The 25,271-nt window shown below is 45.1% G+C and carries 27 protein-coding genes and 1 other annotated feature; of the genes, 3 read left to right on the forward strand and 24 right to left on the reverse strand.

Annotation, left to right across the window (positions count from 1 at the left end):
- Positions 1-175: 175 nt before the first annotated feature.
- The 12 genes from HFE01_RS08240 to HFE01_RS08295 all read right to left on the reverse strand — a co-directional run bounded on the left by HFE01_RS08240 (position 176) and on the right by HFE01_RS08295 (position 10,955).
- Positions 176-451: a stage VI sporulation protein F gene (locus HFE01_RS08240; RefSeq protein ID WP_016822222.1), complete on the reverse strand. Its 276-nt coding sequence runs from the start codon at positions 449-451 to the stop codon at positions 176-178.
- Between the two features lie 166 nt (positions 452-617).
- Positions 618-1,658: an NAD(P)H-dependent glycerol-3-phosphate dehydrogenase gene (locus HFE01_RS08245; RefSeq protein ID WP_013371696.1), complete on the reverse strand. Its 1,041-nt coding sequence runs from the start codon at positions 1,656-1,658 to the stop codon at positions 618-620.
- Complete coding sequence (gene plsY, locus HFE01_RS08250) at positions 1,651-2,259, reverse strand: glycerol-3-phosphate 1-O-acyltransferase PlsY (protein ID WP_016822223.1); 609 nt, start codon at positions 2,257-2,259, stop codon at positions 1,651-1,653. The genes HFE01_RS08245 and plsY overlap by 8 nt, the downstream gene beginning before the upstream one ends.
- Positions 2,260-2,270: 11 nt before the next feature.
- Entirely contained in the window at positions 2,271-3,593 is a 1,323-nt protein-coding gene (gene der / locus HFE01_RS08255; RefSeq protein ID WP_013371698.1) for a ribosome biogenesis GTPase Der, read from the reverse strand.
- A gap of 147 nt (positions 3,594-3,740) precedes the next feature.
- Positions 3,741-4,967, reverse strand: a complete 1,227-nt coding sequence (rpsA, locus tag HFE01_RS08260; protein WP_013371699.1) for a 30S ribosomal protein S1 — start codon at positions 4,965-4,967, stop codon at positions 3,741-3,743.
- 119 nt (positions 4,968-5,086) lie between these two features.
- Positions 5,087-5,680 (reverse strand): lysophospholipid acyltransferase family protein, encoded by a 594-nt coding sequence (locus HFE01_RS08265; protein WP_107733420.1) that lies wholly within the window; start codon positions 5,678-5,680, stop codon positions 5,087-5,089.
- Entirely contained in the window at positions 5,677-6,384 is a 708-nt protein-coding gene (cmk, locus tag HFE01_RS08270; protein ID WP_017427536.1) for a (d)CMP kinase, read from the reverse strand. Before cmk ends, HFE01_RS08265 begins: the two co-directional genes overlap by 4 nt.
- Positions 6,385-6,513: 129 nt before the next feature.
- Positions 6,514-7,173, reverse strand: coding sequence for a flagellar brake protein (locus HFE01_RS08275; protein ID WP_016822226.1), 660 nt, complete (start codon positions 7,171-7,173; stop codon positions 6,514-6,516).
- Positions 7,174-7,337: 164 nt separating this feature from the next.
- Entirely contained in the window at positions 7,338-8,723 is a 1,386-nt protein-coding gene (ypeB, locus tag HFE01_RS08280; RefSeq protein WP_107733419.1) for a germination protein YpeB, read from the reverse strand.
- Between the two features lie 263 nt (positions 8,724-8,986).
- On the reverse strand, positions 8,987-9,682 hold the full coding sequence (gene prsW / locus HFE01_RS08285; protein ID WP_016822228.1) for a glutamic-type intramembrane protease PrsW: 696 nt from the start codon (positions 9,680-9,682) through the stop codon (positions 8,987-8,989).
- An 84-nt stretch (positions 9,683-9,766) separates the two neighbouring features.
- Positions 9,767-10,381 (reverse strand): genetic competence negative regulator, encoded by a 615-nt coding sequence (locus tag HFE01_RS08290; protein WP_107733418.1) that lies wholly within the window; start codon positions 10,379-10,381, stop codon positions 9,767-9,769.
- A 196-nt stretch (positions 10,382-10,577) separates the two neighbouring features.
- Positions 10,578-10,955, reverse strand: a complete 378-nt coding sequence (locus HFE01_RS08295; RefSeq protein ID WP_013371707.1) for a hypothetical protein — start codon at positions 10,953-10,955, stop codon at positions 10,578-10,580.
- A gap of 93 nt (positions 10,956-11,048) precedes the next feature.
- Between HFE01_RS08295 and HFE01_RS08300 the strand changes: the two genes are divergently transcribed.
- Positions 11,049-11,975, forward strand: a complete 927-nt coding sequence (locus HFE01_RS08300; RefSeq protein WP_107733417.1) for a polysaccharide deacetylase family protein — start codon at positions 11,049-11,051, stop codon at positions 11,973-11,975.
- A gap of 149 nt (positions 11,976-12,124) precedes the next feature.
- On the opposite strand, the gene HFE01_RS08305 is transcribed toward HFE01_RS08300, so the two are convergent.
- Together HFE01_RS08305 and HFE01_RS08310 are read right to left on the reverse strand one after the other, a co-directional pair.
- Positions 12,125-12,466 (reverse strand): hypothetical protein, encoded by a 342-nt coding sequence (locus HFE01_RS08305; RefSeq protein ID WP_017427534.1) that lies wholly within the window; start codon positions 12,464-12,466, stop codon positions 12,125-12,127.
- Positions 12,463-13,050, reverse strand: a complete 588-nt coding sequence (locus HFE01_RS08310) for a type II CAAX endopeptidase family protein (RefSeq protein ID WP_107733416.1) — start codon at positions 13,048-13,050, stop codon at positions 12,463-12,465. The genes HFE01_RS08305 and HFE01_RS08310 overlap by 4 nt, the downstream gene beginning before the upstream one ends.
- Positions 13,051-13,236: 186 nt before the next feature.
- Positions 13,237-13,487, forward strand: a binding site (T-box leader).
- A gap of 262 nt (positions 13,488-13,749) precedes the next feature.
- Between HFE01_RS08310 and serA the strand changes: the two genes are divergently transcribed.
- Positions 13,750-15,342, forward strand: coding sequence for a phosphoglycerate dehydrogenase (gene serA, locus HFE01_RS08315; RefSeq protein ID WP_013371711.1), 1,593 nt, complete (start codon positions 13,750-13,752; stop codon positions 15,340-15,342).
- 204 nt (positions 15,343-15,546) lie between these two features.
- On the opposite strand, the gene HFE01_RS08320 is transcribed toward serA, so the two are convergent.
- The 6 genes from HFE01_RS08320 to HFE01_RS08345 all read right to left on the reverse strand — a co-directional run bounded on the left by HFE01_RS08320 (position 15,547) and on the right by HFE01_RS08345 (position 21,274).
- Positions 15,547-17,001 (reverse strand): ATP-binding protein, encoded by a 1,455-nt coding sequence (locus HFE01_RS08320; RefSeq protein WP_016822235.1) that lies wholly within the window; start codon positions 16,999-17,001, stop codon positions 15,547-15,549.
- Between the two features lies 1 nt (position 17,002).
- Positions 17,003-17,719 (reverse strand): response regulator transcription factor, encoded by a 717-nt coding sequence (locus HFE01_RS08325; protein WP_013371713.1) that lies wholly within the window; start codon positions 17,717-17,719, stop codon positions 17,003-17,005.
- Between the two features lie 109 nt (positions 17,720-17,828).
- Entirely contained in the window at positions 17,829-18,587 is a 759-nt protein-coding gene (locus HFE01_RS08330) for a pseudouridine synthase (RefSeq protein WP_013371714.1), read from the reverse strand.
- Positions 18,588-18,665: 78 nt separating this feature from the next.
- The gene (locus tag HFE01_RS08335) at positions 18,666-19,196 is read right to left on the reverse strand and encodes a spore maturation protein (protein ID WP_014599983.1); all 531 of its coding nucleotides are present in this window, start codon (positions 19,194-19,196) and stop codon (positions 18,666-18,668) included.
- 7 nt (positions 19,197-19,203) lie between these two features.
- Entirely contained in the window at positions 19,204-19,947 is a 744-nt protein-coding gene (locus HFE01_RS08340; RefSeq protein ID WP_044785216.1) for a nucleoside recognition domain-containing protein, read from the reverse strand.
- Positions 19,948-20,011: 64 nt separating this feature from the next.
- Positions 20,012-21,274, reverse strand: coding sequence for a D-alanyl-D-alanine carboxypeptidase family protein (locus tag HFE01_RS08345; protein WP_107733415.1), 1,263 nt, complete (start codon positions 21,272-21,274; stop codon positions 20,012-20,014).
- Between the two features lie 211 nt (positions 21,275-21,485).
- Between HFE01_RS08345 and HFE01_RS08350 the strand changes: the two genes are divergently transcribed.
- Entirely contained in the window at positions 21,486-22,208 is a 723-nt protein-coding gene (locus HFE01_RS08350) for a protein-glutamine gamma-glutamyltransferase (RefSeq protein ID WP_107733414.1), read from the forward strand.
- A gap of 91 nt (positions 22,209-22,299) precedes the next feature.
- On the opposite strand, the gene ytfJ is transcribed toward HFE01_RS08350, so the two are convergent.
- The 4 genes from ytfJ to HFE01_RS08370 form a co-directional block, all read right to left on the reverse strand.
- Positions 22,300-22,788, reverse strand: coding sequence for a GerW family sporulation protein (gene ytfJ, locus HFE01_RS08355; RefSeq protein WP_016822238.1), 489 nt, complete (start codon positions 22,786-22,788; stop codon positions 22,300-22,302).
- A gap of 99 nt (positions 22,789-22,887) precedes the next feature.
- On the reverse strand, positions 22,888-23,601 hold the full coding sequence (locus HFE01_RS08360; protein ID WP_107733413.1) for a DUF2953 domain-containing protein: 714 nt from the start codon (positions 23,599-23,601) through the stop codon (positions 22,888-22,890).
- A 142-nt stretch (positions 23,602-23,743) separates the two neighbouring features.
- Entirely contained in the window at positions 23,744-24,352 is a 609-nt protein-coding gene (gene scpB, locus HFE01_RS08365; RefSeq protein WP_019687880.1) for an SMC-Scp complex subunit ScpB, read from the reverse strand.
- Positions 24,321-25,115, reverse strand: a complete 795-nt coding sequence (locus HFE01_RS08370; RefSeq protein ID WP_017427525.1) for a segregation and condensation protein A — start codon at positions 25,113-25,115, stop codon at positions 24,321-24,323. Before HFE01_RS08370 ends, scpB begins: the two co-directional genes overlap by 32 nt.
- Positions 25,116-25,271: the final 156 nt, after the last annotated feature.

Below are 25,271 nucleotides of genomic sequence, written 5' to 3' on the forward strand. Positions count from 1 at the left end.
TTCCTCCTTTGCTATCTTTCCTCCCGTTTCCTGATGGGCATCATTATAACATGTTCGACATGGCAGTTCGACATTTTGTGTACTGAAAAAGCACTTTACTGCCTCAAAATATAAAAAAAACCGCGAACCTTCCCGGTTCACGGTGAATAAAACGAACCATCGTACGGCCAGTGTTTTATTTTTTCATCATCATTTTCATTAACGCTTCCATATTGGAAGGATTCATTCCACTCTTTTTGACGGCTCCGACAATATCCCTGACTGTATCTTCCGATACCGGAATGTTAGCCATCGCAGACACCTGTTTTATAAGCTGACGCAACTGCGCTTCACTTTGAAGCGTGTCCGGCTTTACCGTGCCTGCCAGCTTTTTCACTGCATTTTCGGATATGTTTTTGCCGCCTTTTTTGTTAATGGCCTTCAATGCATCTTTCGGAAAGTTTTTACTCACAATCTCCCCTCCTCCGCCATTGCTCAACTCAGTCTATGAGTGACGGAGACAAAAGGTGATTAAGCATACAAAAGACATGCCAAACGCCTAACTAAAAAAGGCTATCTCATCGTAGAAAGATCTACTCATGAGACAACCTTTATACTTTAGAAGCTCCTCTGTACTCTTATGAATGCCATTGCTCCCAAGTTTGAAGCGGCATGACTTCCATCTCGGTTTTCGGATCGCGACCCATTAATGCCTCAACGGCTTTGCGGACGTCACGTCCTTCAAACAGCACTCCATACAACACCTCTGTAATAGGCATTTGCACACCCAATTTTTGTGAGATAGCGTATGCTGCTTTTGTCGTACGAATCCCCTCTACGACCATTCCCATAGATTCCAGTACGGCATCAAGCTGTTGGCCCTGTCCCAATAATGAACCTGCACGCCAGTTGCGGCTGTGACGACTCGTTGCAGTCACAACTAAATCGCCTATACCAGCGAGTCCGGCAAAGGTTAATGGATTAGCCCCCATCTCAACTCCGGCACGGGTAATCTCAGCCAATCCACGGGTCAACAAAGCCGCTTTGGCATTATCACCGAAGCCAAGTCCATCCGACATTCCCGCGCCCAGTGCAATAATATTTTTTAAAGCACCGGACAGTTCTACACCGAGTAAATCACGGTTTGTATAGACGCGGAAATAAGAGTTCATGAACAGCCCCTGGGCAGCCTGAGCAGCCTTCTCATTGGAAGAAGCTACAACAACCGTTGTAGGACATTTCTTCACCACTTCCTCCGCATGACTCGGGCCTGACAGCACGGCAATATCATCCTCCGCGATTTCCAGTTCTTCCGAGATCACCGTGGACATACGCTTGAGTGTCTCTGTTTCAAAACCCTTAATGGCATGTACTACCAGCATATCCTTGGTGAAATGAGCCTTCAGACTACGTGCAACCTGCCGAGCGGCAGACGAAGGAGATACGATGATCACCGCTTTAGCTCCAGATACCGCAGTCTGCATATCCGTTGTAGCTGAAATGCGATCAGACAAAATAGAGCCTGGTAAATAATGCTCATTCGTATGCTTCTCATTGATCTCAGCAGCTTGTTGTTCGCTTCTCGTCCAGACAGAGACATCGTTGTTATTGGTCGCAAGTACGGAAGCTAAGGCTGTTCCCCAACTCCCTGCCACCAGCACAGCTATTTTCTCAGACAAGACGATCTCCTCCTTTGGAGCCAAGCTTATTCTCATTTCCCCGTGCCAACTTGACTATGTTAGTACGGTGTCTCCACACAGCGAACAGGCAAATGATTAGAGCCGTCCAAAATAACGGCCAAGCAAAACCAAGTACAAGTAATATCCAAGGGGTCAAAATGACAAAAATTAGTGATCCCAGGGATACATAACGCGTTATTACGATGGCAAGTATCGCAATGATTCCGGCATATAATGCCGGCAGCAAGGCAAGAGATGCCAATACACCAATGGCAGTCGCAATCCCTTTGCCTCCGCGAAAGTGAAAATATACCGGCCAGTTATGGCCCGCAATCGCCGCAATGCCACACAAACCCGGTAACCAGGATGATTCTCCACCCAACCAGTGCCCTATCAGCACCGCAATAACCCCTTTGAGTACGTCCAGCAGCAGTACCAGAATAGCTGGGCCTTTTCCAAGCACGCGCAGCGTATTCGTCGCACCGGCATTGCCGCTTCCATGCTGGCGAATGTCGATTCCTTTTAATTTTCCATACAGCAAACTAAAGCTGACAGAGCCAAGCAAGTAACTGAGTACGATGGCAACGATCTGTAAAATCAACCTATTCGCTCCTAACTTTCGTCAGACTTGCGCCGTGTAAATATTCGAATTGGAGTTCCTTCAAAATTAAAGGCGGCGCGAATTTTGTTCTCCAGATAACGCTCATAAGAGAAGTGCATTATCTCTGGATCATTTACGAATACAACCATCGTAGGCGGTTTAACAGCAACCTGAGTCACATAGTTAATACGCAGACGACGGCCCTTGTCTGTTGGCGGTGGATTGATGGCAACCGCATCGGAAATGACATCGTTCAGCAGATGTGTCTGAATACGCATGACATGCTGCTGTGCCACATGCTGTACAACTGGAAGCAACTTTTGCAGACGTTGCTTTGTCTTTGCAGACAAGAACACAATCGGAGCATAGGTCATGAACAGAAAGTGGTCACGGATTTTAGTCTCAAACTGATGCATCGTCTTATCGTCTTTATCTACGACATCCCATTTATTAACGACAAACAACGAGGCTTTACCCGCTTCATAAGCATAGCCAGCAATGTGTTTATCCTGCTCAATAATGCCTTCCTCGCCGTTAATAACGACCAGTACAACATCTGCACGCTCAATCGCACGCATCGCACGCATTACACTATATTTTTCTGTCGTTTCGTATACTTTACCACGTTTACGCATACCTGCCGTATCAATCAGTACATACTTTTGACCGTCTTTTTCAAAAGGCGTGTCAATTGCATCACGCGTTGTACCAGCAATGTCACTAACGATAACCCGTTCTTCTCCTAGAATGGCATTAACGAGTGAAGATTTACCTACATTCGGACGTCCGATCAAAGCGACACGTATAACGTCTTCATCATAATGATCTTCTTCTAGTTCAGGTAAATTGGACGTAATTGCATCCAACAGATCACCGATCCCTGTACCATGACTACCAGAAACAGCAATTGGATCACCAAATCCATAAGAATAAAACTCATAGATCAGATCAGCGCGACTGAGGTTGTCCACCTTGTTTACTGCTACGATGATCGGTTTACCCGAACGATACAGCATTTGAGCTACCTCTTCATCCGCTTGCGTTATTCCTGCTTTTGCATCGCTCATGAATACAATAACATCTGCTTCTTCTATTGCAAGTTCGGCCTGCATACGGATGGACTTCAAAATAACATCCTCACCATCAATCTCAATGCCGCCGGTGTCAATAATACTGAAGGATTTACCATTCCACTCCGATATACCGTAAATACGGTCACGAGTGATTCCCGGTTTATCTTCCACGATGGACAGACGATCCCCGATAATCCGATTAAAAATCGTGGACTTACCCACATTCGGACGACCAACGATAGCCACAACGGGTCTTGCCATAAATTCACTCCTCCTGTCAATTCTTCCGCTATCATCATAGCAAAAAACATACCTATTGGCGATATAGTGACGTAACAACAATCGGCGAACCCTCTGGGTCCGCCGATGGTGTACGTTATGCTTATTATAAAATGTATTGATTTAAACTCATTTAAATTTGTTCAGCTTATCACCAAAACGCTCGCCAAGCGTAATGCTCAGTCCGGAGTTGTTGAGGGAAACGTTAGGATTATTCAGTTCCTCACGAGGTGCGCGAGATGCACGTGGTGCTCTTTCTGCTTTTGGAGCAGCTTCCGGAGCTTCCTCAGTTTCTTTAATGCTCAGACTAACACGTTTTTCGGAAGGATTCATTTCAAGAATTTTAACTTTAACTTCTTGTCCTTCTTCCAGAACTTCTTGTGGAGTTCCAATGTGTTTGTGGGAAATTTGAGAAATATGAACCAAACCTTCCACACCAGGAGCGATTTCAACGAATGCGCCGAAGTTAACCAGACGTTTAACAACACCAGTTACGATGTCATTGTTATTGAATTGTCCAGCAGCCGATTCCCAAGGACCAGGCTGTGCAGCTTTCATGCTCAGGCTGATTTTTCCTTTTTCAGGATCTACTTTCAAGACTTTCACTTTCACTTGATCTCCTTCGGAAACAGCATCAGAGGGCTTATCAACATGAGTCCAAGCAATTTCAGATACGTGAACCAGACCATCTACTCCGCCAACATCTACGAAAGCACCAAACTGAGTAAGACGTTGAACCGTACCAACGATTTCTTGTCCTTCTTTCAGCTCAGCCATTACTTTAAGCTTGTTAGCTTCAAATTCTGCTTCCAGAACGTCTTTTTGGGAAAGGATCACTTTGTTGTTTTCACGATCCAGTTCTTTTACAACAACACGCAATGTGCGGCCTTTGTAATCACTGAAATCTTCAACAAAATGGCGTTCTACCATGGATGCAGGGATGAATCCGCGCAGACCCACGTCTACTACGATGCCGCCTTTAACAACATCATTCACAACAACTTCAAATACTTCTTTGCTTTCGAACAGTTGCTCCAACTTTTCCCAAGCATTTTCACTGTCGATTGCACGTTTGGACAGAACAAGTTTTTCCTTGCCGTCATCGATGCTGATGATTCTAGCTTCAACTTCTTGGCCTACTTGTACTGCTTCTTCTGCATTGTCCAGACCAGAAGACAATTCGCGAATTGGAATAACTCCATCGTATTTATATCCAATGCTTACTACCGCTTGGTTATCTTCCAATTTCACAATTGTACCCTTAACGGTGTCACCTTTTTTCAGGGAAACGATTTGATCGAGCTCGTCTTGATTTGCCGCTTCAGCAGCTTCTTGATTTTTAATTTCTTCCGACATGTCAATACCCTCCTCAATTCAAAAAAAACCATTTATTTAAACCTGCGCATAGCAGAGTTCAAAACAAAATACATTTTTGTTCTAGTTTTCCAAGCTTAGACACAATTCATGCAAGCCGTTCAATCATTGGTAGGCTTACCCGTTTCCTTCATTGTGCAAATACGTGACATAATAGCTTCTGTTGCCAGTTCAAGAGGATCTCCTTCGACATCGGTACCCTTTTGGTAAGCGTCCAAATTAACAGGTTTACCGTATATCACTTTCGTTTTACGGAAAAGCTTGTAATCACCAATAATGGCGACCGGAACGGCAGCCGCTCCACTACGCAGTGCAAAACTGGCAGCACCCTTTTTACCAATTCCCCCAGCTCCTCTGGAGCCTTCGGGAAAAATCCCCATAACCTTACCTTCACGCAAAATGTTCAATGCCAGCTTAATGGATTCCTTACTCACACCACCACGTTTGACTGGAAAAGCTCCCAGTTTGTCGATCAGTGGTCCCAGTACAGGAACATTAAACAGCTCTGCTTTGGCCATAAAGTGAACCTTGCGCTTCAGCAAAATGCCAACTGTAGGAGGGTCAAGATTACTAATATGATTAGAACACAACAGCACTCCACCCTCAGCAGGAACATTTTCCCTGCCTACCGCCTCAAGCCTGAACAGAACGCGGTAAATGAGACGCAAAATACTGGCGCATACAGTATATATCATTGGCTGATCTCTCCATCCTTCTCCGTTAAGCAATAAGATACGATCGTATCTACGACATCCTGGATGCCCATATGAGTCGTATCAAGCACGATGGCGTCCTCACTGCAACGAAGCGGGGATACCTCCCTCTCCTCATCAAACTTATCACGTGCCGCAATGTCACGTTCAAGCTGTTCCAGAGTGATATCATCAGTTTCGCTCAGTTCTTTAAAACGACGTGAGGCACGTTCCTGAACACTTGCGGTCATGAACACTTTGACTTCCGCATCGGGAAGCACAGTTGTTCCAATATCGCGTCCGTCCATGACGACACCTTTACGCGCAGCCATTTCACGCTGGTATTCGGTCAAGCGTGTACGTAAACCAGCAATACTCGAATACTGTGACACATTGCTAGTCACTTCCATCGAACGAATCACAGTGGTTACATCTTCCCCGTTACAATAAACCTTTTGGCCTGTGGGGTCCGGTACTAATTCAATCACCAGCTCAGGTACATGCTGAAGCACTTTTTGTACATTTTCTGCAGGAATTTCTTTGCACATCATGTACCATGTTGCTGCTCGATACATGGCTCCGGTATCTACATATACATAGGAAAGTGCTTTCGCCACCAAGCGGGCCACTGTACTTTTCCCTGCGCCAGCAGGTCCATCAATGGCTACATTTATTTTGTTAATTGAAGATGCATGTTGCCTTGCCAACAGGGAATTCCTCCTAACCTAACCTCAAGAAAAAAGCAGGCATTGCCTGCGACGTGAAAATTATACCACACATTTATAGGCGATGCAAAATAAGCGACAGGTTTACTAAAAAAGAAAAGCTTCGGATGATTACGATTTCCCCCGGAACTCCAACTGTCTTTCAAAACAATATTTAATCAGTTTTTGGCGCTCCTGGTCAGCGATTTTCTCATATTTCAACATAATGAGTTTGCGGCCATTTTCCATCTGCTGAATGCGTACAATTTCGGATTGGAACGGAACATGTTCTTGAGTGCCGTTTTTATATGGAACCAAAATCCAGCAAGACAATGATTCTCCTTCTTCAAGATGATGTGAACCCTGAGTCTGAAAAGATACGCCTCCACCTCCTACATCATGCGTCTCTGCTACAAATCTAGATTCGTTTGCACCATGTTTAACCGCAATTTCCAAGTTGGCCTTTACCCTGAGAAAGTTTCGACGCTGAATTTTGCTGATGCTGTCGGGAGCAGGCTTGTGAATGCGAATCATCCGGAGGACGTCTTCTTTAAAGCCTGTAACGTGGGTATTAAAATAGTTTTTAATCCCACCCTCGCTCATAAAAAATATAGACAGTTCTTCCCCAAGAAACAGCTTTTTCAAATGCCCGCTTGTTTGTGACATGGGAATTTCGATTAGAAAGTTCTGTGGGTCCTCTTCCGCAATACGTGACTTATATTCAAAAGATTCCTCCTTCTGATCGGTACCGGCAACTTGTATGTATAACACATCGTTAATTTTCGGAAACAAACGATTCACCATCCTTGTCCATTCAAAACTATAATTAAGGTATATAATACCACGACTTTGTGCCTATATTAAGCATTATATTTGCTAGAACCATGACTAAAGCACAAAAACCTCCTTAATAAAGGAGGTTTAGAGTGACTATAGATTCATTTTAGTGTAATCAACTAGGCATTACTTGCCGTAACTTGTGGTTCATCTGAATCTTTTACCTGTTCAATCGTTTCTTCCATTCCCGTGTTCGCGTTAATGTAAATTCGATAAATGGAACCGTTGATTTTACCGCCAAATTCATAGCACAGAACTTCATTTGACAGTTCATTTTCAATTAGTGCTTTGCGGTGGTAAGTTTCGCGAAACTCAGGATTCAACTTCGTTCGTGCTTCATTCAAATTCAGTTTTGCCTGAGGAATGCGACGGAGGTGACTGTGCTCATAGACATAATCGCTGCATTGGAAACCAATCACTTGTCCGTTATCCAAGCCTGATCTGACTGTGATTTTTTCTGGATAGATAATCACATCCCCTTGTTGGCTTGCAAATGTAATGTTGGCTAAATTCCCGCTTTCATCATATGCTACGGGCTTCATTCCTTTGTAGCCCTTTTGTTCAAGATACTCACTTGCATAGCGAACCGCTTCATTACGAGTTGCTTTTTTAGGACCTACTGTTCTCATGTCATGATAAGAAATGAGTTTGCCGCCCTTTTTCGTAAAATCCATCGTGGCTACAGGCTGTTGCTTATTTAACAGCGTAGCCGTATAAGACGCCCATTCTGTTCCTTTGCCATTTTCGTTCACACGAATCTGACTTTCTGGTTTTCCTGTAAATTCAGCGGCGTTACGCTTAATTTGTCCAGCATCCACCGCCGGGAGACTCAACTTTTTCACTGAGCGCTTATCATAAATGCTCGCAACAGACGGTCCCCAATCCAGTTCTTTGTAGTTCTCTACTTTTTTGTCCACGGTTTTGAAGCCATCAATAATGGTGTTGTCCTTCGGTCCAGTTTGAGAACCGGCCGCCATATCAACATCCATCCAGCGCAAGTTTTTGCTAATGACCTTTTGCTGCACCTCATGCATGTTTTTCGAAATTTCCTTGGAATTGTTATATAACGTTTTTAGATTCGAAATTTCTTTCTCGTTTAAAGGCTCGTGATCCAGATCACGAACAGCGGTCTGATACGAGAATGCAGATAGATGTGACAGCAAATCTTTAGCATGATTAAAAGGCATTACATTGAGAGGCAACTGATTAACCTCGTTTTGGGCTTCACTTGCAATCCTCCACACGTTCATCAAGCATTTGCGGTGCATCGCGTGTGAAGTAGTATGGACAGCAACCGCGTTACCGAGTTGGGAATGCAGCTGATCCATATGAAACGACAAATCATGAAATGCACGCTGGTATTGATTTTCCGCTTTAATCGACATGCTATTTGCCTGAGAAGACACCTCTTTTCTCATCTGGTTTTGCTGATAACCCCACACAAATGCTCCTATCATAATCAGGGTAACCACCGGGAACAATACGGCACTAAGTCGTTTATACATATTGGGAGTCTCCTTTCTTCAAATACACTACCGATAGTGTGACAAGAAGAAAGCTCTCTTATGCATGGTTTTCCATGACTTCAACAATAAACTCACAGTTATCGCAAATACAGCGTTTAAAGCCGGTCTGAATCTGTCCTTGCTCCATTCGCCCTCTCAGTACAAAGCGTTCTCCGCATCTTTTACAATGAATTCTTACTTTTATACGCAAAAAAGACACCTCTTTCTCTAACAGGTTTGTCAGATCAGTGTGTCCCATTTCGTTACATATTAACCTTTTCTTCCCGTTTTAACATTCGAAAAGGAGAACGGTTATTCGCTCGACTGATTTTTGCCATCCCTCCATACCATAGAAATGCCATCAGCGGAATGATAAACCAGATCCAGTCGTGTGAAAATTTCGTCAAAATTAAATCATACACTCCATGCCAAAACCATGGAAGCACTAATGACAGAAGCAGCATATATTTACTCTTCAGGTCTTTCGAAAACTTGGCTTTCCCCATATAGTAGCCCATCATAACGCCAAACATCGCATGACCGGATACCGGTAGCAACGATCTCATTAACATCATGCTGATCGAAGCATGCCCCGCCCAGGCATATAACAGATTTTCAACTGTGGCAAACCCGAGTGAGACTGCGGCTGCATACAATATACCATCATAAGGCTCGTCGAACTCCGTATGGTTATAGATGATGTGATACAGCAGGAACCATTTAAAAAACTCTTCCACTCCAGCGGAAATACCGAACACCTGAATTAAAGTGTCATCTCCTAGCCAAAGCAGCAACCCACGTTGAAAAATCATGACCGGAAGCACCACCAAAAAACCGAGCAAAAATACTTTAATAACCATGTGCAGAGGCTCCGAATCATATCGATCCTTTAAGTAAAAATACATCAATAAGGCGAGACCCGGCGCTGTAGCTGCCGCTAAAACAGAAAACAGAAGCACCGATCATCCCTCCATAAAAATGAGTCGGCTCTGCTTTCAGCGCAGAGCCGACAAATTAACTTCATTATCACTTTCTAAACCAAATCAAGAACGGCTGTCAAAATGGGTGCAGATGACAGCAGCTGCCTGTTCAGGAATGATCAGCTTTCCATACTCTTCCAGCATAGCTGGTGTTACGGATGAACCTTCTCCAAATTCAGCCAGAATCGCGATTAAGGCCGCAAGCTTGGACTCTTCTACTTCTTCTGGCTCCAAATGCAAAATCCATTTTCCTCTATAATGATACAGCTTACCTGCTTCCGTAGTGTTGCTGCGGAGCATATGAGCCGCTTCTATGAGTACTTCGAAATCGCTAAACGCGTAAACGATGGAATCACTGTGCTCCATTGTGACTTCCATTTCGTAGACTTCCTCTGGAAGCTCCTCATCGGGACCCGAACCGTACTGCTGGTGATCGTATTTTCCCCGAGTGACGATAACAACCATTCCCTGAGCAGGAAGCGCAAAGACTTCAACCGCTAACGGTCCCGTGGCGTCGAAGCCCAGTTCGCTGTATGCCTGATCCATCATTTCAGTAAACAGCTCATGAACTCTTGGAATTTCTTGCCACATATCATCTTTTTGGATACCCCGTTCGCTCAAATCGTCAAAGGTAAGGAAAATCCGTATCTTGTCCTGACTTAATCTTTCTATTTTCATACTGGACCCTCCTCCTGGCAGCCGAGTGTTATTAGCAGATTATGATTCAAATATGATGCCTGTGATGAAAATGGTTCTATGTAATCATGTTATCATTTTATAATCGTAAATGCACGAATAAAAATGATAAAAAAAAGAATCATTTGAACGGCTTTAACAAAAAAGCCGCAAAATGATTCGGAATAGAGGTTTCGGGTTACAATCCCGGTACGGCTGTATGAGTTTCTTTCAGTATTTGCTCGACCTCACGTTTAACATCGGGACTTGTGCTAATAAACTCTTTAATCAACTTCATATTCTCTTCTTTGCTCTTGGCAGTTTGGGCGTTATGAACGGTTTTATCTGCTTGTGAACGATGATCATGATCCTTGTGGGTGTCTTGTGTATTCAGCGCAATATCACCCATGCCTGGAAATGCGGCGTCCATCATTTTTGTACGAGCTTTCTGTACCAAATTTCCGCCTTTTTTTCCGCCCATGTCCATGGATAAGCCCAACGCATTGCGGTTACGAGAGATCAGAGAGCTTGCGACAGCCCCCAAGACGATTCCCAGGAAAAATGAAGATGTTTTCACAATTAGAACCTCCCTTTGTGGTAGAATCAAGCATAGTGTTCGTCAGCAGAGACAAACTCATACGGTATAAATACAGGAAGGTGAGATGAATTAATGGGTACAAAAACAGCAGCCATTTTGCTAACAGCATGTCTGCTGCTTAGTGCTTGCACTGCGACGAAGCCGGAATCTGCGGATTCCAGTAACCATCAGGATTCAGTAACTTCTGATTTAAGTAACAGTGCCAAAGATCAGAGCAGTAAATCTTCCCCCAAAGGAAGCAGCAAGCAAGCAGACAGTGATGAGCAAAAATCAGTGAGTACAACAAATACACAAAATGACAAAACCGCCGTTAAGAGCAACGAGACTACAGTTTCAACAACTGCGGTTACCACTAACAAGATGTATCACTTGGACAAAGCTTACAATGTTATTCCTAATCAACAAGGTGTCGAAAAAAAAGTGGTATTGCTGACTTTTGATGATGGCCCGAAAGAAGCGGTCATGATTAACAAAATCATAGATATATTGGATAAGCACAAGGCAAAAGCAATTTTCTTCGTAAACGGTTATCGTGTAAAAGAACATCCTGAGTTGCTCAAGCTTATCCATGACCGTGGACAGCCCATTGGCAACCATAGCTGGGACCACATCGTTCTCAAGAACAAGTCTGAGGCTGAGGTTAAAAAACAGATTGAAACAGTACAAAAAATCGTTAAAGACACTACAGGCCAAGCCCCCGTATTCTTCCGTCCGCCTCATGGTGCTGGTGGAGACGTAGGTCGCAAGGTTGCTAAGGAAAATGGGCTCTTGTATATGACATGGTCCGTAGGTTCTCTGGACTGGACCATGAAAAAAAACCAACCTCATAAAACGGAGACACTTCTCAAAAATGTAACAGAACAACTTCATCCAGGTAGCAATATTTTGATGCATGAACTGCCATGGACAGCGGAGGCACTGGACAGTCTATTGACGCGCCTTGAGCAGAAGGGCTATCAATTTGTCGATCCACAAAGCATTGAGATTCCTACCAGTTAATTATCACTTGCTCATAGGTCAAATGTAGATGATGTAAAATAAATGATGTAAAAAAGCCCCCCTCTCCGCATATTTTGTGGGAGTTGGAGGCTTTTTTAGCATAATATTGCACGCACGTACTAGACGAAAGCTATCACAATGCCTTTATATCACCAAAGCATTTCACTAATGGGTGGTGCACCCTTAATTCCCCACCATAGTAGTGCTGCTGTAATGAGCACAAAAAGAGTGCTTAAAAAATTCAAAAACCACTTACTCACCCGAATACGGCGGGACGGAAACATCTCTGTCCGTGTTCGGTACTCACTGGCAGGAGTGTCCTCCTCCATTGTCACAGCAACTTCTGGTGCAGCAGCAACGTCTGCCAATTCTGGCATGGGCCGTGAAGCACGGGAGCGAACCGGTTTTGGCTTTGGCCTGTCCTCCTCCTTGCCTTTGCGGCCATTTCGGCGGCTACCATAGGTCTGCACTCTGCTAAGTTCCTGATTCATTCTTCATACCTCCGAAAACGTAACGCTAAGCCAGATATAAGGTCAATCACAAAATGACAAATGATCGGTGCCCACAGGCTGCCTGTCTGCACGTATATATATCCCAATCCATAACTGCTAAGGAAAACCCAGCCCGTGGGAATCCAGTGCCGTAAATATCGGATATGAATAACCGCAAACAAAATGCTTGTCCAATAAGGACCAAAGCTGTACTGAATCGCACCTCTAAACAAAAGTTCCTCACAGATGGAAACGATAGCAGCTATACAAATAATATGCCAAACCGGTCGATTCTGAAACAGCATTTGGTTAATACCACCGTCATCCATGGCATCCTCAGGCATGATCCGAGACAGCAGCAAATCCACTAATAGCATAGCGGCTGCCAAACCCAATCCCCACCATAAGACATGTAGAGTGTTGGGCAATGCAAACAGTTCAAACACATTTCTTTTCTGAAATATAGTCCAGATTACGCCAATCAGCAGGGTCAGCCCCTGAGTTAGATACAAATTGTAAAGCAGCAAGCGGTCATTCAATTGATGAATTTGCGCTCTTTTCCATTTCACTTTAAGCTTTTTCATAGTTAGTTAGTCCTCTGCTTAGTCTTCTTTAGCATCATAGCCAAAAAGTCGGGCGGATTCAAGAAGACTTAAATCTTAATTTTTCCGCATTCTGTAGCTATGTTTCTAGTCGTCTATCCACACATGCCGCATGTCCTATTGACATGCCCATGTAAGCCATGATACATTATGAAAAAATTATTAGCGACAACAACAATGATGGAGAAAAGGTATTGATTTCGTCCTCAGAGAACCGGTGTTTTGGTGGAAGCCGGTGGCGAAGTAACTACTTTCAGCGCTCCTGAGTTATTGCATCGAGGTCTAGGTAATCATTTTCCGACATTAGATGCAATCGGCAGAAAACCGTTATCCTTTCGGTCATTATATGACCGCTGAAGGCAGTCCATTGCGAAATGGCTGCGAATTAGGGTGGTACCACGATAACTCTCGTCCCTTACTATGGAGATAGTATGTGATTCGGGAGTTTTTTTGATGCCCGAAAACCGTAAAGCAACTCCACATAAGGCCTTTGGTTATCAGTTTGGTGCAAAATACTATTTTATTCCTTTTCTGCGTCAATGCGTTATCACACTAGTATTTAGACCGCTCTCCTGTACTTTTTAGAAGCATTTCAAGTTTTTTTCATGTTCTTTATGGAATGTATTTCAGTTCGAAGTACATCCTGTCCATAAAAGAAGTTAACTTTGAGGAGGAAACCAAATGTTTAAAGTGTTAGTATCCGATCCAATCAGTGACCTGGGCATTCAGCAGCTGATGGATGCAGACGATGTCACGGTGGACAAGAACACAGGTCTCAGTGAGGATGAATTGGTTCAAATTATTGGTGACTATGACGCATTACTCGTCCGAAGCCAAACCCGGGTAACCGAACGCATCATGGCGGCAGGTAAAAACCTCAAGGTTGTCGGACGTGCCGGGGTCGGCGTGGACAACATCGACCTTGAAGCAGCAACACAACGCGGGATTATCGTTATTAATGCTCCTGACGGCAATACAATTACGACATGTGAACACACTTTTGCCATGATGATGGCACTGGCTCGCCATATTCCACAGGCTTACGCTAAAACCATCGGTGGTACATGGGATCGTAAAACATTCCTCGGTGTCGAACTACGTAACAAAACACTTGGAGTTCTCGGCATGGGACGTATCGGCAGTGAGGTGGCTAAACGCGCCAAAGCATTTGGCATGAGCATCCTTGGTTATGATCCGTTTCTGACTGAAGAACGCGCTGAGAAGCTGGGCATCAAGCTGGCCAGCGTGGACGAAATTATCCGCAACGCAGATTTCATGACCGTACACACGCCATTAACACCAGAAACCAAGCATATGATTGCTCGTCCGCAGTTTGAAGTGATGAAAAAAGGAATGCGCATCATCAACTGTGCCCGAGGCGGAGTTATCGATGAAATGGCTCTTGTTGAAGCCATCGATGAAGGTATCGTTGCCGGTGCAGCCTTTGACGTATTCGAGTCGGAACCACCAGCACAGGATCATCCGTTCCTGAGCCATCCAAAAATTATTGTTACACCACATCTGGGTGCATCGACCGTCGAAGCACAGGAGAACGTGGCGATCGACGTATCTGAGCAGGTGCTGCATATTTTACGTGATGAGCCGTTTAAAAATGCGGTCAACATGCCTCCAGTACCATCCAATGTCATGACGCAATTGCAGCCATATTTCTCGCTTGGAGAGAAGCTGGGCAGCTTTGCCGCTCAGATCACCAATCAGGCTGTACGTGAAATTCAGGTAGATTATGCTGGCGATTTGTCTTCTGTGGATACACAGCCGCTCACACGTTATATTTTGAAAGGTGTACTTAGCCGTCATCTGGGCAGCGATGTGAACATCGTGAACTCTGTGCATCTTGCCAAAACACGTGACGTCCATCTCATCGTCTCTCAGGCGCCTGCCACCAAGGGCTTCACCAACCTGATTACCGTTACGCTCAAAACACAAAGCGGCGAAGAACAACGTGTTTCCGGCACCCTGCTAGCAGGCTATGGTGAACGTATTGTTCGATTGAACCAGTTCCCGGTAGATGTGGCACCGGAGGCTCATTTCCTGCTTATCTCACACAATGATAAACCCGGCATTATCGGCCGTGTCGGCACCTTGCTTGGGGAGAACAGCGTCAACATTGCTTCTATGCAAGTAGGTCGTAAAATTGTTGGCGGTGAAGCCATCATGATCCTGACCGTTGACAAAGCTGTGCCTAAAGACGTGCTGATTCAACTCGTAGGCTTACCAGAACTGAATACTGCCCAAGAAGTAGTACTGGATTAGTTCCAGTCAGTGTTGAGAAATTCCTTGGTTTTATTTATAAAGAGAGGCGTCGGCTACCGAGGCGCCTTTTCTTATACCCTTATCTAACATAGAAGCATCCATCTTGAAACAGAATGTTCCACGTTGAACAAGATAAATGTTGATTTTTCAACAAAAAGCACCCTCTTCCGAGGATGCCTGCAAACTGGGGTATATGAGCCGTCGTTATAAGCTTGTTACAGAGCCCAGCCTTGTTTTATTGGAGATCGGCAACAAAATAGTAAATTCCGTCCCTTCTCCTAGTACGCTAGAAGCTGAGACAGAGCCTCCGTGAGCCTCTACGATGTTTCTAACAATAGCAAGCCCCAGCCCAGTCCCTTTGTCTTCACCACGTACTCTGGCCTTGTCTGCCTTGTAGAAGCGGTCAAAAATATAAGGTAGATCCTCACTGGCAATGCCCACACCTTCATCCTTAATCCGAATGCGGATTAACTCATTCCGTTCTCCCAGAATTTGATCCGCCGCAATGGTAACTTTTTTCCCAGAGGGCGTATGTCTGAACGCATTATCCAGCAAATTGGTCAACACCTGCTCCAGTCTGTCTTCATCTGCCTCAGGCAACACTAAGCGTTGACCTGGCTCATAATAATCGAGTGTCAGTCCTCGTTCCTTGGAACGAACCGTAAATTTCCGGTGAACACGCTCGATCAGTTCATTCACATCCACTTCCTGACGGTACATATCTGTATGACCTGCCTCCATTCGGGCCAAGTCGAGCAGATCCTTGACTAACCTTCCCATACGTAATGATTCATCATGGATGACCTGTACTAGCTCCTCGGACTCTTCCGGTGAACCTGCCATGCCGTCCAGCAAAGCCTCACTGTATCCCTGCATCATAGATAAGGGTGTACGGATTTCATGGGATACGTTGGCTACAAAATCACTGCGCATCTTCTCAAGTTTTACTTCTTCCGTAATATCTCTAAGTACAGCTACTGCACCACGAATAGCGTTATCTGTATACAGCGGCGCCATTTGTACTGACCACGAGCCTTTCTTGACATGGATGTAGTCTCCGACATCCTCGCCTCTGTCCATAACCGTATGGAACAAAGGCAACAAAGGCTCAGGCACAGAAGCTCCGAATTCCTCCAAATCACGCTCCTGCCACTCCAGCTTTTTCCAAATATCCAGCAAACTTTGTGCAGGCGGATTCGTCAAGATGATTTGTCCACTTCTATCGAAGGTAATTACGGCATCAGACATACTTCGCAGTACACTGGATAAATGGTTTTTCTCCTCATTCAGACTGCGGATCGTCGCTTCCAGTTCCGTAGACATATGGTTAAAAGTTTTCGCCAGCTCTCCAATCTCATCGCTGGTCACCAGCGAAAGCCGAGTATCATACCTTCCCTCACGGATGGCATTCGCCGCCTGAATCAACAGCTGCATAGGCTGTGTGATTTTAGTAAAAAGAAATAGAGCAAAAAAGGTCGTCAATAAAAATCCGACAATACATGTATAGGTGAATAAATGCTTGATTTCCGTCGATTCATGCGCCGCAAAATTTCTATTGATATATGGCAATAAAAAAAGCCCCAGAAAAATAAGCACAGAACCTACAAGACAAATGATGGTGATCCACAGCTTGCCTACCAGCGATCTCCAGAAGTTCACGTTATTTTGGAACCTCCAGCTTATAACCTACGCCCCATACGGTCGTAATCATAGCCGCTGCCTCTGGCGATACCTTATTCAGCTTTTCACGAAGCCGTTTCACATGCGTATCCACAGTGCGGAGATCACCAAAGAATTCGTAATTCCAAACATCTTTCAGCAGTTCTTCGCGTGAGAAGACTTTATCTGGCGACACCGCCAAATAATGCAATAGCTCGTACTCTTTAGGCGTTAGACTGATTTCAATTCCGCCTGCAGTTACCCGGTGGGCATCATGCTCAATAATAAGATTTGGAAAAACAATACTATTGCTTGGCACAGCCTCTTTCGTTAAAAAAGCCGTCTCCGACGATCGTCTTAAAATTGCCTTTACCCGGTAAATGACCTCTCGCGGGCTGAAGGGCTTGACCACATAATCATCAGCTCCAACTTCGAAGCCTTGCACGCGGTTCACTTCCTCACCTTTGGCTGTCAGCATAATCACAGGCGTAGATTTGGTTTGACGTAGACGTGTACACACTTCAATCCCGTCCATACCCGGAAGCATCACATCGAGCAAAATAATACTGTAATCGCTTGCAGTCGCTTTTTGGAGAGCAATCTCACCATCCTCAGCTTCTTCAATTTCGTATCCTTCTTTTTCCAGATACATCCGCAGAAGGCGGCGAATGCGTTCTTCATCATCTACAATTAATATGCGGTTGCTTTGTTCTGACATATTCCCAGCCCCTTCGCTAAAAAAAGCATTCTCTCTATTTTACTATTTTCCCGTGCTTGGTCAAACTTTACTCTCATCCAACAGCCTCTTTACACCAAAAAGGCCGGGGTTATGACCCCCGTCCTGTCCGTTTCTTTTTCGTGTTGTCTGATTTGGCAAGTTGAATGAGACGGTTGATTTCGTCCTTGGTTAGGGGTCTGGTGAGACCACGCTTCAAGTTTTGCAGCAATAGATCCCCAAAGGCAATCCGCTTGAGTCTGATAACTGGGTGCGAAATGGCCTCAAACATCCGTCTTACCTGGCGATTTCTGCCTTCATAAATGGTAATCTGGATCACAGATTCCTTACCGTCCGGATCTACATCCTTATATTCTACCTCGGCCGGTGCAGTAATGCCATCCTCCAGCACGATTCCTTTTTTCAGCTTATCCAGCTCAGTACCGTGCGGAACGCCTTTGACTGTAGCCACATACGTCTTCGGCACATGATGCTTGGGATGGGTGAGCAGATTGGCGAACTCTCCGTCATTGGTAAGCAAAAGCAACCCTTCAGTGTCGTAATCGAGACGTCCGACCGGATATACGCGTTCCTTGACGCCTTTCAGATAGTCAGACACAATTTTGCGACCTTCCGGATCGGAAGCGCTTGTAATGACCCCTTTGGGTTTGTTCATCATCAAATAGATTTTTTTCTCAGTTTTGATCGGGCGTCCCTTTACTGTAATCATATCTTGATCAGGGTCTGCTTTCGTTCCCAGCTCAGTTACGGTAACCCCGTTAACTTCCACACTGCCCGCCTGAATAAGCTCCTCACATTTACGTCTGGAAGCTACACCGGCTTGGGCCAATATTTTCTGCAATCTTTCCATGTTCGCTAATTCACCTCATGCTAATGATACCCATCCATGAGCAAAATCACAACCCCCGTTCAAAAAACGATGCAAAATTCAAAATACAAGCAAACAAATGGCAATAGCCGCCACAAAACCAACCACATCTGAAAATAGTCCCACTTTCAAGGCATATCGTCCATTGCGGATACCTACCGCACCAAAGTATACAGTTAATACATACAGCGTAGTATCTGTGCTGCCCTGAATCGTTGAAGCAATCCGACCGATCATGGAATCGGGACCATAAGTGCGAATTAAATCCGTCGTGAACGCGAGTGAACCCGTGCCCGTCAATGGACGAAGCAAACCTAAAGGCAGCACCTCGCCAGGTACGCCCCAGTTTTTAATCCACGGGGTTACCCAGGATATTACATAGTCCAAAGCGCCGGATGCTCGAAAAATGCTAATCGCCACCATCATGCCTACAAGATGAGGAATAATGCTGATGGCGGTAGAAAAGCCGTCTTTGGCTCCATCTACAAAAGAATCGTAGACAGGGACCTTTTTGGCATATGCATATAAAGGAATAAAAGCGAGAATAACCGGGATGGCCCAAGTCGATACGAGGTTAATAAAATTCAACATGCCTCCCTCATCCTTTCCAAGTGGTGTCCCTGCCCTTGGTAGCTGTGATTCCCGTTCGCGGTACGGCAGGTGAAGATACGGGCGGTACATGTGAAGAAACTACAGATGTTGGTGCAGGCGAGGTACGTGGCGCCAAGGAAGTCTGGGACGGTGGATTCGCTGGAGGACGGCGACGCAATTCTCGACTACGATACCAACGATCCGCCGCAATGGCGGCAAAGGTAGCTATTGCGGTCGCCACCAGTGTCGTTCCGACGATTTCAGCCGGGTGTGCGGAGTGAAAATTTAGCCGAATGGCGATCAACGTTGTAGGAATAAGCGTAATGCTGGCTGTATTCAGCGCAAGCAGCGTACACATGGCGGGTGTAGCGGTTTGCTTATCAGGATTGAGTGTTTGTAACTCTTGCATCGCCTTGATCCCCATTGGTGTTGCTGCATTCCCCAGTCCGAGTAGATTGGCGCTCATATTGGACAAAATGTAGCCCATAGCGGGATGATTACGAGGAACATCAGGAAAGAGAAAGGCGACCAAAGGAGAAAGCAGCTTAGATATTTTCTGTAAGAGCCCACCGTCTTCAGCCAGCCTCATCATACCCATCCAGAATACCAGCACACTTATCAGTCCAAAGCATACTGTAACACCCGTAGTTGCCCCGTCAAAAGCTGCCTTCGTCACCACCTCTATATTTCCCTGTGCGGCTGCAAATACAAATCCTATACAAATCAAAGCCACCCATATGAGATGAATCATGACTGATTCCCCCCTTTTCCCAATGATGTGACACCGCAGCTTTATAGCATCAAACCTACTTGCCTTATGCTCCAAACAGATTTTCAAGAATTTCATTCCATTTGCTCGTCCAACCTCGTTGCTGAGTATGGTTTGCAGGAGCTTGTGCAGTCGGAGCCTCCTGCTGTGGCTGCACAGTAGTTTGAGCAGGCAGCTTACTACCTTTTTCATATACAGGAACGGAACCGATCAATTTACCTTCCAGTAAAAATTCGACCCGTCCTCGCAAACCAAAAGACACGTCAGCTCTACCTGCCGAAGCGGAATTTTTAAACAATACCAGTCTTTTGTGCAATTGAGTCTTCTCACCCTCATGTAAAGGATAAGAAAAACTCGCACCTGTCAAGAGGGGGTAACCCTCAATAGGCTGCTGCTTGTCCGTAATCGGAATGAGGGGATAATAGCGGAAGCCGTAATCAAGCATACGGGCATGATCATTCCAATCGTCCCCGTCATTCAAGGTAACAGCAGCCAGCTGACGCCCCTCACGTGTGGCCGAGCTGACTAGACAGCGAAACGCTTTTTTAGTAAAGCCTGTTTTTACACCGTCAGCTCCCTCATACAGCCGCAGCATTTTGTTTTTATTATGCCATGAGTAGTCCCAGGAATCGTTGGGGTTCGGTGCTTTTTTCAGTTCTGTTTTTACGATACGGGCAAAAGTTGGATTATGCAGCGCATAAGCGGTGAGCCGGGCCATATCGTTGGCTGAGGAATAATGTCCGTCGGTATCCAGCCCATGAGGATTAGCAAAATGTGTATGGTTTAGCCCAAGCTGAACCGCCTTGTCATTCATTAAATGGACAAATCCCTCTTCTGTTCCCCCCACATGCTCGGCAATGGCAGAAGCTGCATCATTACCCGAACGGAGCATTAAGCCATACAGCATATTTTCCAGCGTCATTTGTTCACCCATCTGCAAAAAAAGCGAAGATCCTTCTTTGGCATACGCCGTTGAACTCACCTTTACTCGGTCCTGCAAGCGTCCATGTTCAATGGCTACGATCGCAGTCATAATTTTGGTTAGGCTAGCTATACGGAGCTCCCGGTCACCTTCGGCTGAATATATGATCCGTCCTGAAGTGACATCAATTAAAGAAGCAGCCTGGGCATGAGTTCCTAACGTGGGCGGTGTTGCTTCTGTTTTCATTGCTCCCAGAACAGGCTGTGGACTCAGCAATGTAAACGGCAATGACAAAATAAGCATAAGCGCTAGCGGCAAAACAAATGCGCGTGCCTTATTCTTATAATGGATGTGATCCGCATGGATATGTTGTTTTTTTTTAAACATTTGGATTCCTCCGGTTTTGAGCAAGTCTTGTACCATTCTATGTCCAAGCTGTTCAAAGTATGTCCACCTTTATAACAGAAAATTCCTTATACAGGACAGTCATTAGCCGCTCCTGTTTTGCTTTCTTTCTACGTTAACCAAGCAACTTGCAATCCTAAACACATATAATATTAGTTACTAACGTTAAATATGAAATCGAGGGGGGGACAACATGCAGCGATTACAGTTTGAAATGGTTTTAAGATCGCGGATTGTAGAGTCCGCACAAGCATTACATCAAAGTGGTGTATCCTTTGCCACTTTTGCTACCGCGCGTTGCAACCCGCAATTTTGGGAGTTAACGGAAAAAGGCGGTTTTCGGATCAAAGCAGGCGTCACTCCGGCGCAGGGGATCAGAGATATCTTTATAAACGGTCAACAATACGCTTTTGAATGTGCAACAGCAATGGTTATTGTGTTGTACAAAGGAGTACTGGATTCCATTCTAGAAAGTGAGTTTAATCAGATTTTTGCAGATATGCTGTTGTATGATTGGCAATATGACAGTGATCTCAGGCTTATACAACAGCAAGGCAGCCATAAAGCAGTACCTGGGGACATCCTGTATTTCAACAATCCAGATGTGTCGTCCGATTCATTGGAATGGAAGGGAGAAAATGTCGTCAAATTGAAGGAAGATTCATTCTATGGCCATGGGATTGGCATCTTGCCGGCTCAAGGTATTATTGATTCTCTTAATCAACATCGTCGCCCCGATGCCACGGTATCTGCTTATTTGACAAATGAAGTGATCTACCCAGACTTCGTTTACCTATCACAGTTCGCACCCGAAGAAAACCGAGAAAATGAACTATCAGTGAATACATTTTATTACCAAGAATTCAGTCACTGTATACATGCTGTCATTGGCGGAAGGCAGTATATTCAGGAATAGGGCCGAATGCATACTAAAAAGAAGGTATTCCTAGGCCATTCTTTGGCTTGGGGATACCTTCTTAAGAGAACACTTTTAATTTCAATAACTTTTACAAGTAAGCCGGTCCAGATTGACTTTGATCCGTATTAGCATTTGCAGGTACCTGTGGAGGTGGAGTCTGCATGTTGCTGCCTGAATTCTGGAAGATAGACTGAACCTTATCGATCAGGTATGGTGTGGAGTCGATGATTTTCTCAAACAGATGCGTTTGATTGTCCAACGGAACGATTTGTGCACCCTGTTTGCCGACAACTAGAAAGGCAATGGGATGAATAGATACACCACCACCGCTACCGCCACCAAAAGGATGTACTTCCTTCCCACTATGATTACCCGATGAGGAAGTATGAAGCGACTCTTCATCTACGTTAAAATCACTTCCGCCGGCTGCGAAGCCAAATCCTACCTTACTGATTGGCAAAATAACGGAACCATCGGGTGTTTCCACTGCGTCTCCCACAATCGTATTCACGTCCACCATGGCCTTGATGTTCTCCATCGCGGTTTGCATGAGCCCTTGAATCGGATGATCTGACATGTTTTATTCCTCCTCTGCTTATCTCAAGCGTAGACTGCTTTTCTTTCGCTATTGTGCGCAAAGGTTCAGGAAATATGTATGTCAAATCCTCTACACTGTTTATTCTTCACTACTGGCTTGATGATTCTCAGGAGCTTTGGAAATAACCCGCTTCCATGCCTCTATGCCTCCCGGAACGCGCCATATGCGGAAAGCTAATCTGAGCATGGAAAAGATTAAATAACCGAACGATATTTTTGCTTCACAATTCAAGATGGTAGTAAAACGTAGCCGGTCCACCCAATAAGGCACCACAAACACCTTTGGGGTACATTCCATGCGCACAATGCTGGAAGCAAAACCGATCAAGCTCGTTTTTAACCCCCACAACATACCAGTTGAGGTCGCTGTATAAGCTGCGTCAGCCAGACTAATATTGGTAGACCACTCCATTTTCGACACTGTTATATGAGCCAATGTATGTCTCAGCCATCGCTGTAAGGATTGTGTACCCTTGAGCAAAATCCGGATATCATGTATAAATTGCTTGATTTTTTCGGTATCAATATTTCCGCTATCCACAGAAGCATCCGTTTTATGTATATTTTTATTGCGGTCAAGCCGATAGAGAAGCCCTTTTTTCAAACCTGTAATGAGAATGGCTGGAATATCGTAATCCATTTTGATCAAGCCGTATAGAAATCTGATCTCTAGATGCGCCCGATCATCATTGTCATGCTTGGCAATTTCCAGCTTCAATCGAATACGAGAGAGCAGAATAGCCAGTACAATGAATATAACGATGATGATGGCGATACTGATCCATTTCCACACTGGCGAGTCCTCCCTACCCTTTTGCTATAGAATATCATGGCAAAAATAGTATGACCTTTCAGCGGAAAATCATGCATCTTAAAATGCCAAACAGCCAGCCCTCAACGACGTAAGGACTGGCTGTCTTTTGAATTTTTTGAATTTAAGATTCCGGATCCGAATCGTTCTCCGTAGGCTGGCTACTCTCCAGACGCTCGAACAATAGCTGTGTCTCTTCTTCTAAATTGTCTGAATCCTCGAACTGCTCCGGTTGCGGTAGATCTTCAAGAGAGCCTAGACCGAAATAATCCAAAAATGATTTCGTCGTTCCGTACAATATTGGTCGTCCGATGGCCTCAGCTCGACCTTTCTCTTCAATGAGCTCCTTGTTGACCAGTGTATGTATGGCCCGCTCGGATTTGACACCTCGAATCTCTTCGATTTCAACTCTTGTAATGGGCTGGCGGTAGGCCACAATGGCCAGTGTCTCCAAAGCAGCTTGAGACAATGAGGCACGTGCCGGAGAGTAGGCGAGCTTTTCAAAATAAGGTGCATGTTCGGATAAAGTTGCAAGCTGATAATGACCAGCAATACGGACAAGCTGCAGACCTCTTCCTCCTTGCTCCATATCCTGTTTCATATCCTCCAGACACTTTTCAACCAGCTCTTGCTGCTGTTCTACAATGTCGGCGATCTGCTTGGTGGACAACCCTTCCTCTCCCGCGAGAAACAGTAGCCCCTCAATAATTGATTTCAGCTTCAGATAATCCATTAACCCGTAAATCCCCTCTCCACTCCATTACAATATCATCGAAAAGCTTCTCCTGATAACAGAAGATTTGCTTCATTTTCATCAATTCAAGGATAGCCAAAAAGGTTACAACCACCTCATGCCGATACATATCCTCATGCATCAGCTTGGAGAACAGCAGCCGTCCTCCATTCCCCACCTTCTCTAACGCCCCGATAACTTGCCGGATACGGTCCTTGACTGAAATTTCGTCCCGATGAACACGGGTTACCGTCGTACGTCGTTCAGCTTTGCGCAATGCACGCTGAAAGGCCGCGACCAAATCGCTCGCATGCAGCCCATGCACCGGATTTGCGGGTTCGGTTGGCAGGAATGCGCTCAAATCTTCCGGCTCCTTGCCATAAATCAGACTACGTTCCCACTCCCGTTCGCTCAGATGGCGAGCAATCCCTTTGTATTTACGATACTCCACCAGCTTGCGAACCAGTTCCTCGCGTGGATCATAGTCTTCTTCTTCATAAAAATCCAAATCGTCATATTCCATCACAGGTGGCTTGGGAAGCAACAATTTACTCTTAATGGATAAGAGCGTCGCCGCCATCACTAGAAACTCGCTTGTAATGTCCAGCTCCAGCTCCTGCATACTGTGCAAAAAAGCCATGTACTGATCAGTAATATCGCTAATCGGGATATCCTGAATGTCGATCTCGGCTTTATCAATCAGATGCAACAGTAGATCCAGCGGACCCTCGAATGTTTCCAGCTTGTAATTTACGACTGTCAATGTGCTTCCCCCTGCCTTACTCCAATCATCATTCAACAATACCTTTCCCCATTAGCACTTATGCTCTACGTTATCAATCCCTCTTTCTGTAGTATATACGTCATCGCCTTGCTTAACAATCTAATCCCTTTTCCACTTTGCAGTTTATGCCGTTCT

The sequence above is a fragment of the Paenibacillus sp. EKM10P genome, from assembly GCF_011800655.1.
GTDB classification, from domain to species: domain Bacteria; phylum Bacillota; class Bacilli; order Paenibacillales; family Paenibacillaceae; genus Paenibacillus; species Paenibacillus polymyxa.

Bases quoted from the DNA above. Each gene is read 5' to 3' on its own strand.
- der (WP_013371698.1), bottom strand. From the start codon at position 3,593: ATGGCAAGACCCGTTGTGGCTATCGTTGGTCGTCCGAATGTGGGTAAG.
- rpsA (WP_013371699.1), bottom strand. From the start codon at position 4,967: ATGTCGGAAGAAATTAAAAATCAAGAAGCTGCTGAAGCGGCAAATCAA.
- HFE01_RS08265 (WP_107733420.1), bottom strand. From the start codon at position 5,680: ATGATATATACTGTATGCGCCAGTATTTTGCGTCTCATTTACCGCGTT.
- ypeB (WP_107733419.1), bottom strand. From the start codon at position 8,723: ATGTATAAACGACTTAGTGCCGTATTGTTCCCGGTGGTTACCCTGATT.
- HFE01_RS08290 (WP_107733418.1), bottom strand. From the start codon at position 10,381: ATGAAAATAGAAAGATTAAGTCAGGACAAGATACGGATTTTCCTTACC.
- HFE01_RS08300 (WP_107733417.1), top strand. From the start codon at position 11,049: ATGGGTACAAAAACAGCAGCCATTTTGCTAACAGCATGTCTGCTGCTT.
- HFE01_RS08305 (WP_017427534.1), bottom strand. From the start codon at position 12,466: ATGAATCAGGAACTTAGCAGAGTGCAGACCTATGGTAGCCGCCGAAAT.
- HFE01_RS08310 (WP_107733416.1), bottom strand. From the start codon at position 13,050: ATGAAAAAGCTTAAAGTGAAATGGAAAAGAGCGCAAATTCATCAATTG.
- serA (WP_013371711.1), top strand. From the start codon at position 13,750: ATGTTTAAAGTGTTAGTATCCGATCCAATCAGTGACCTGGGCATTCAG.
- HFE01_RS08325 (WP_013371713.1), bottom strand. From the start codon at position 17,719: ATGTCAGAACAAAGCAACCGCATATTAATTGTAGATGATGAAGAACGC.
- HFE01_RS08330 (WP_013371714.1), bottom strand. From the start codon at position 18,587: ATGGAAAGATTGCAGAAAATATTGGCCCAAGCCGGTGTAGCTTCCAGA.
- HFE01_RS08335 (WP_014599983.1), bottom strand. From the start codon at position 19,196: ATGTTGAATTTTATTAACCTCGTATCGACTTGGGCCATCCCGGTTATT.
- HFE01_RS08340 (WP_044785216.1), bottom strand. From the start codon at position 19,947: ATGATTCATCTCATATGGGTGGCTTTGATTTGTATAGGATTTGTATTT.
- HFE01_RS08345 (WP_107733415.1), bottom strand. From the start codon at position 21,274: ATGTTTAAAAAAAAACAACATATCCATGCGGATCACATCCATTATAAG.
- HFE01_RS08350 (WP_107733414.1), top strand. From the start codon at position 21,486: ATGCAGCGATTACAGTTTGAAATGGTTTTAAGATCGCGGATTGTAGAG.
- ytfJ (WP_016822238.1), bottom strand. From the start codon at position 22,788: ATGTCAGATCATCCGATTCAAGGGCTCATGCAAACCGCGATGGAGAAC.
- scpB (WP_019687880.1), bottom strand. From the start codon at position 24,352: ATGGATTATCTGAAGCTGAAATCAATTATTGAGGGGCTACTGTTTCTC.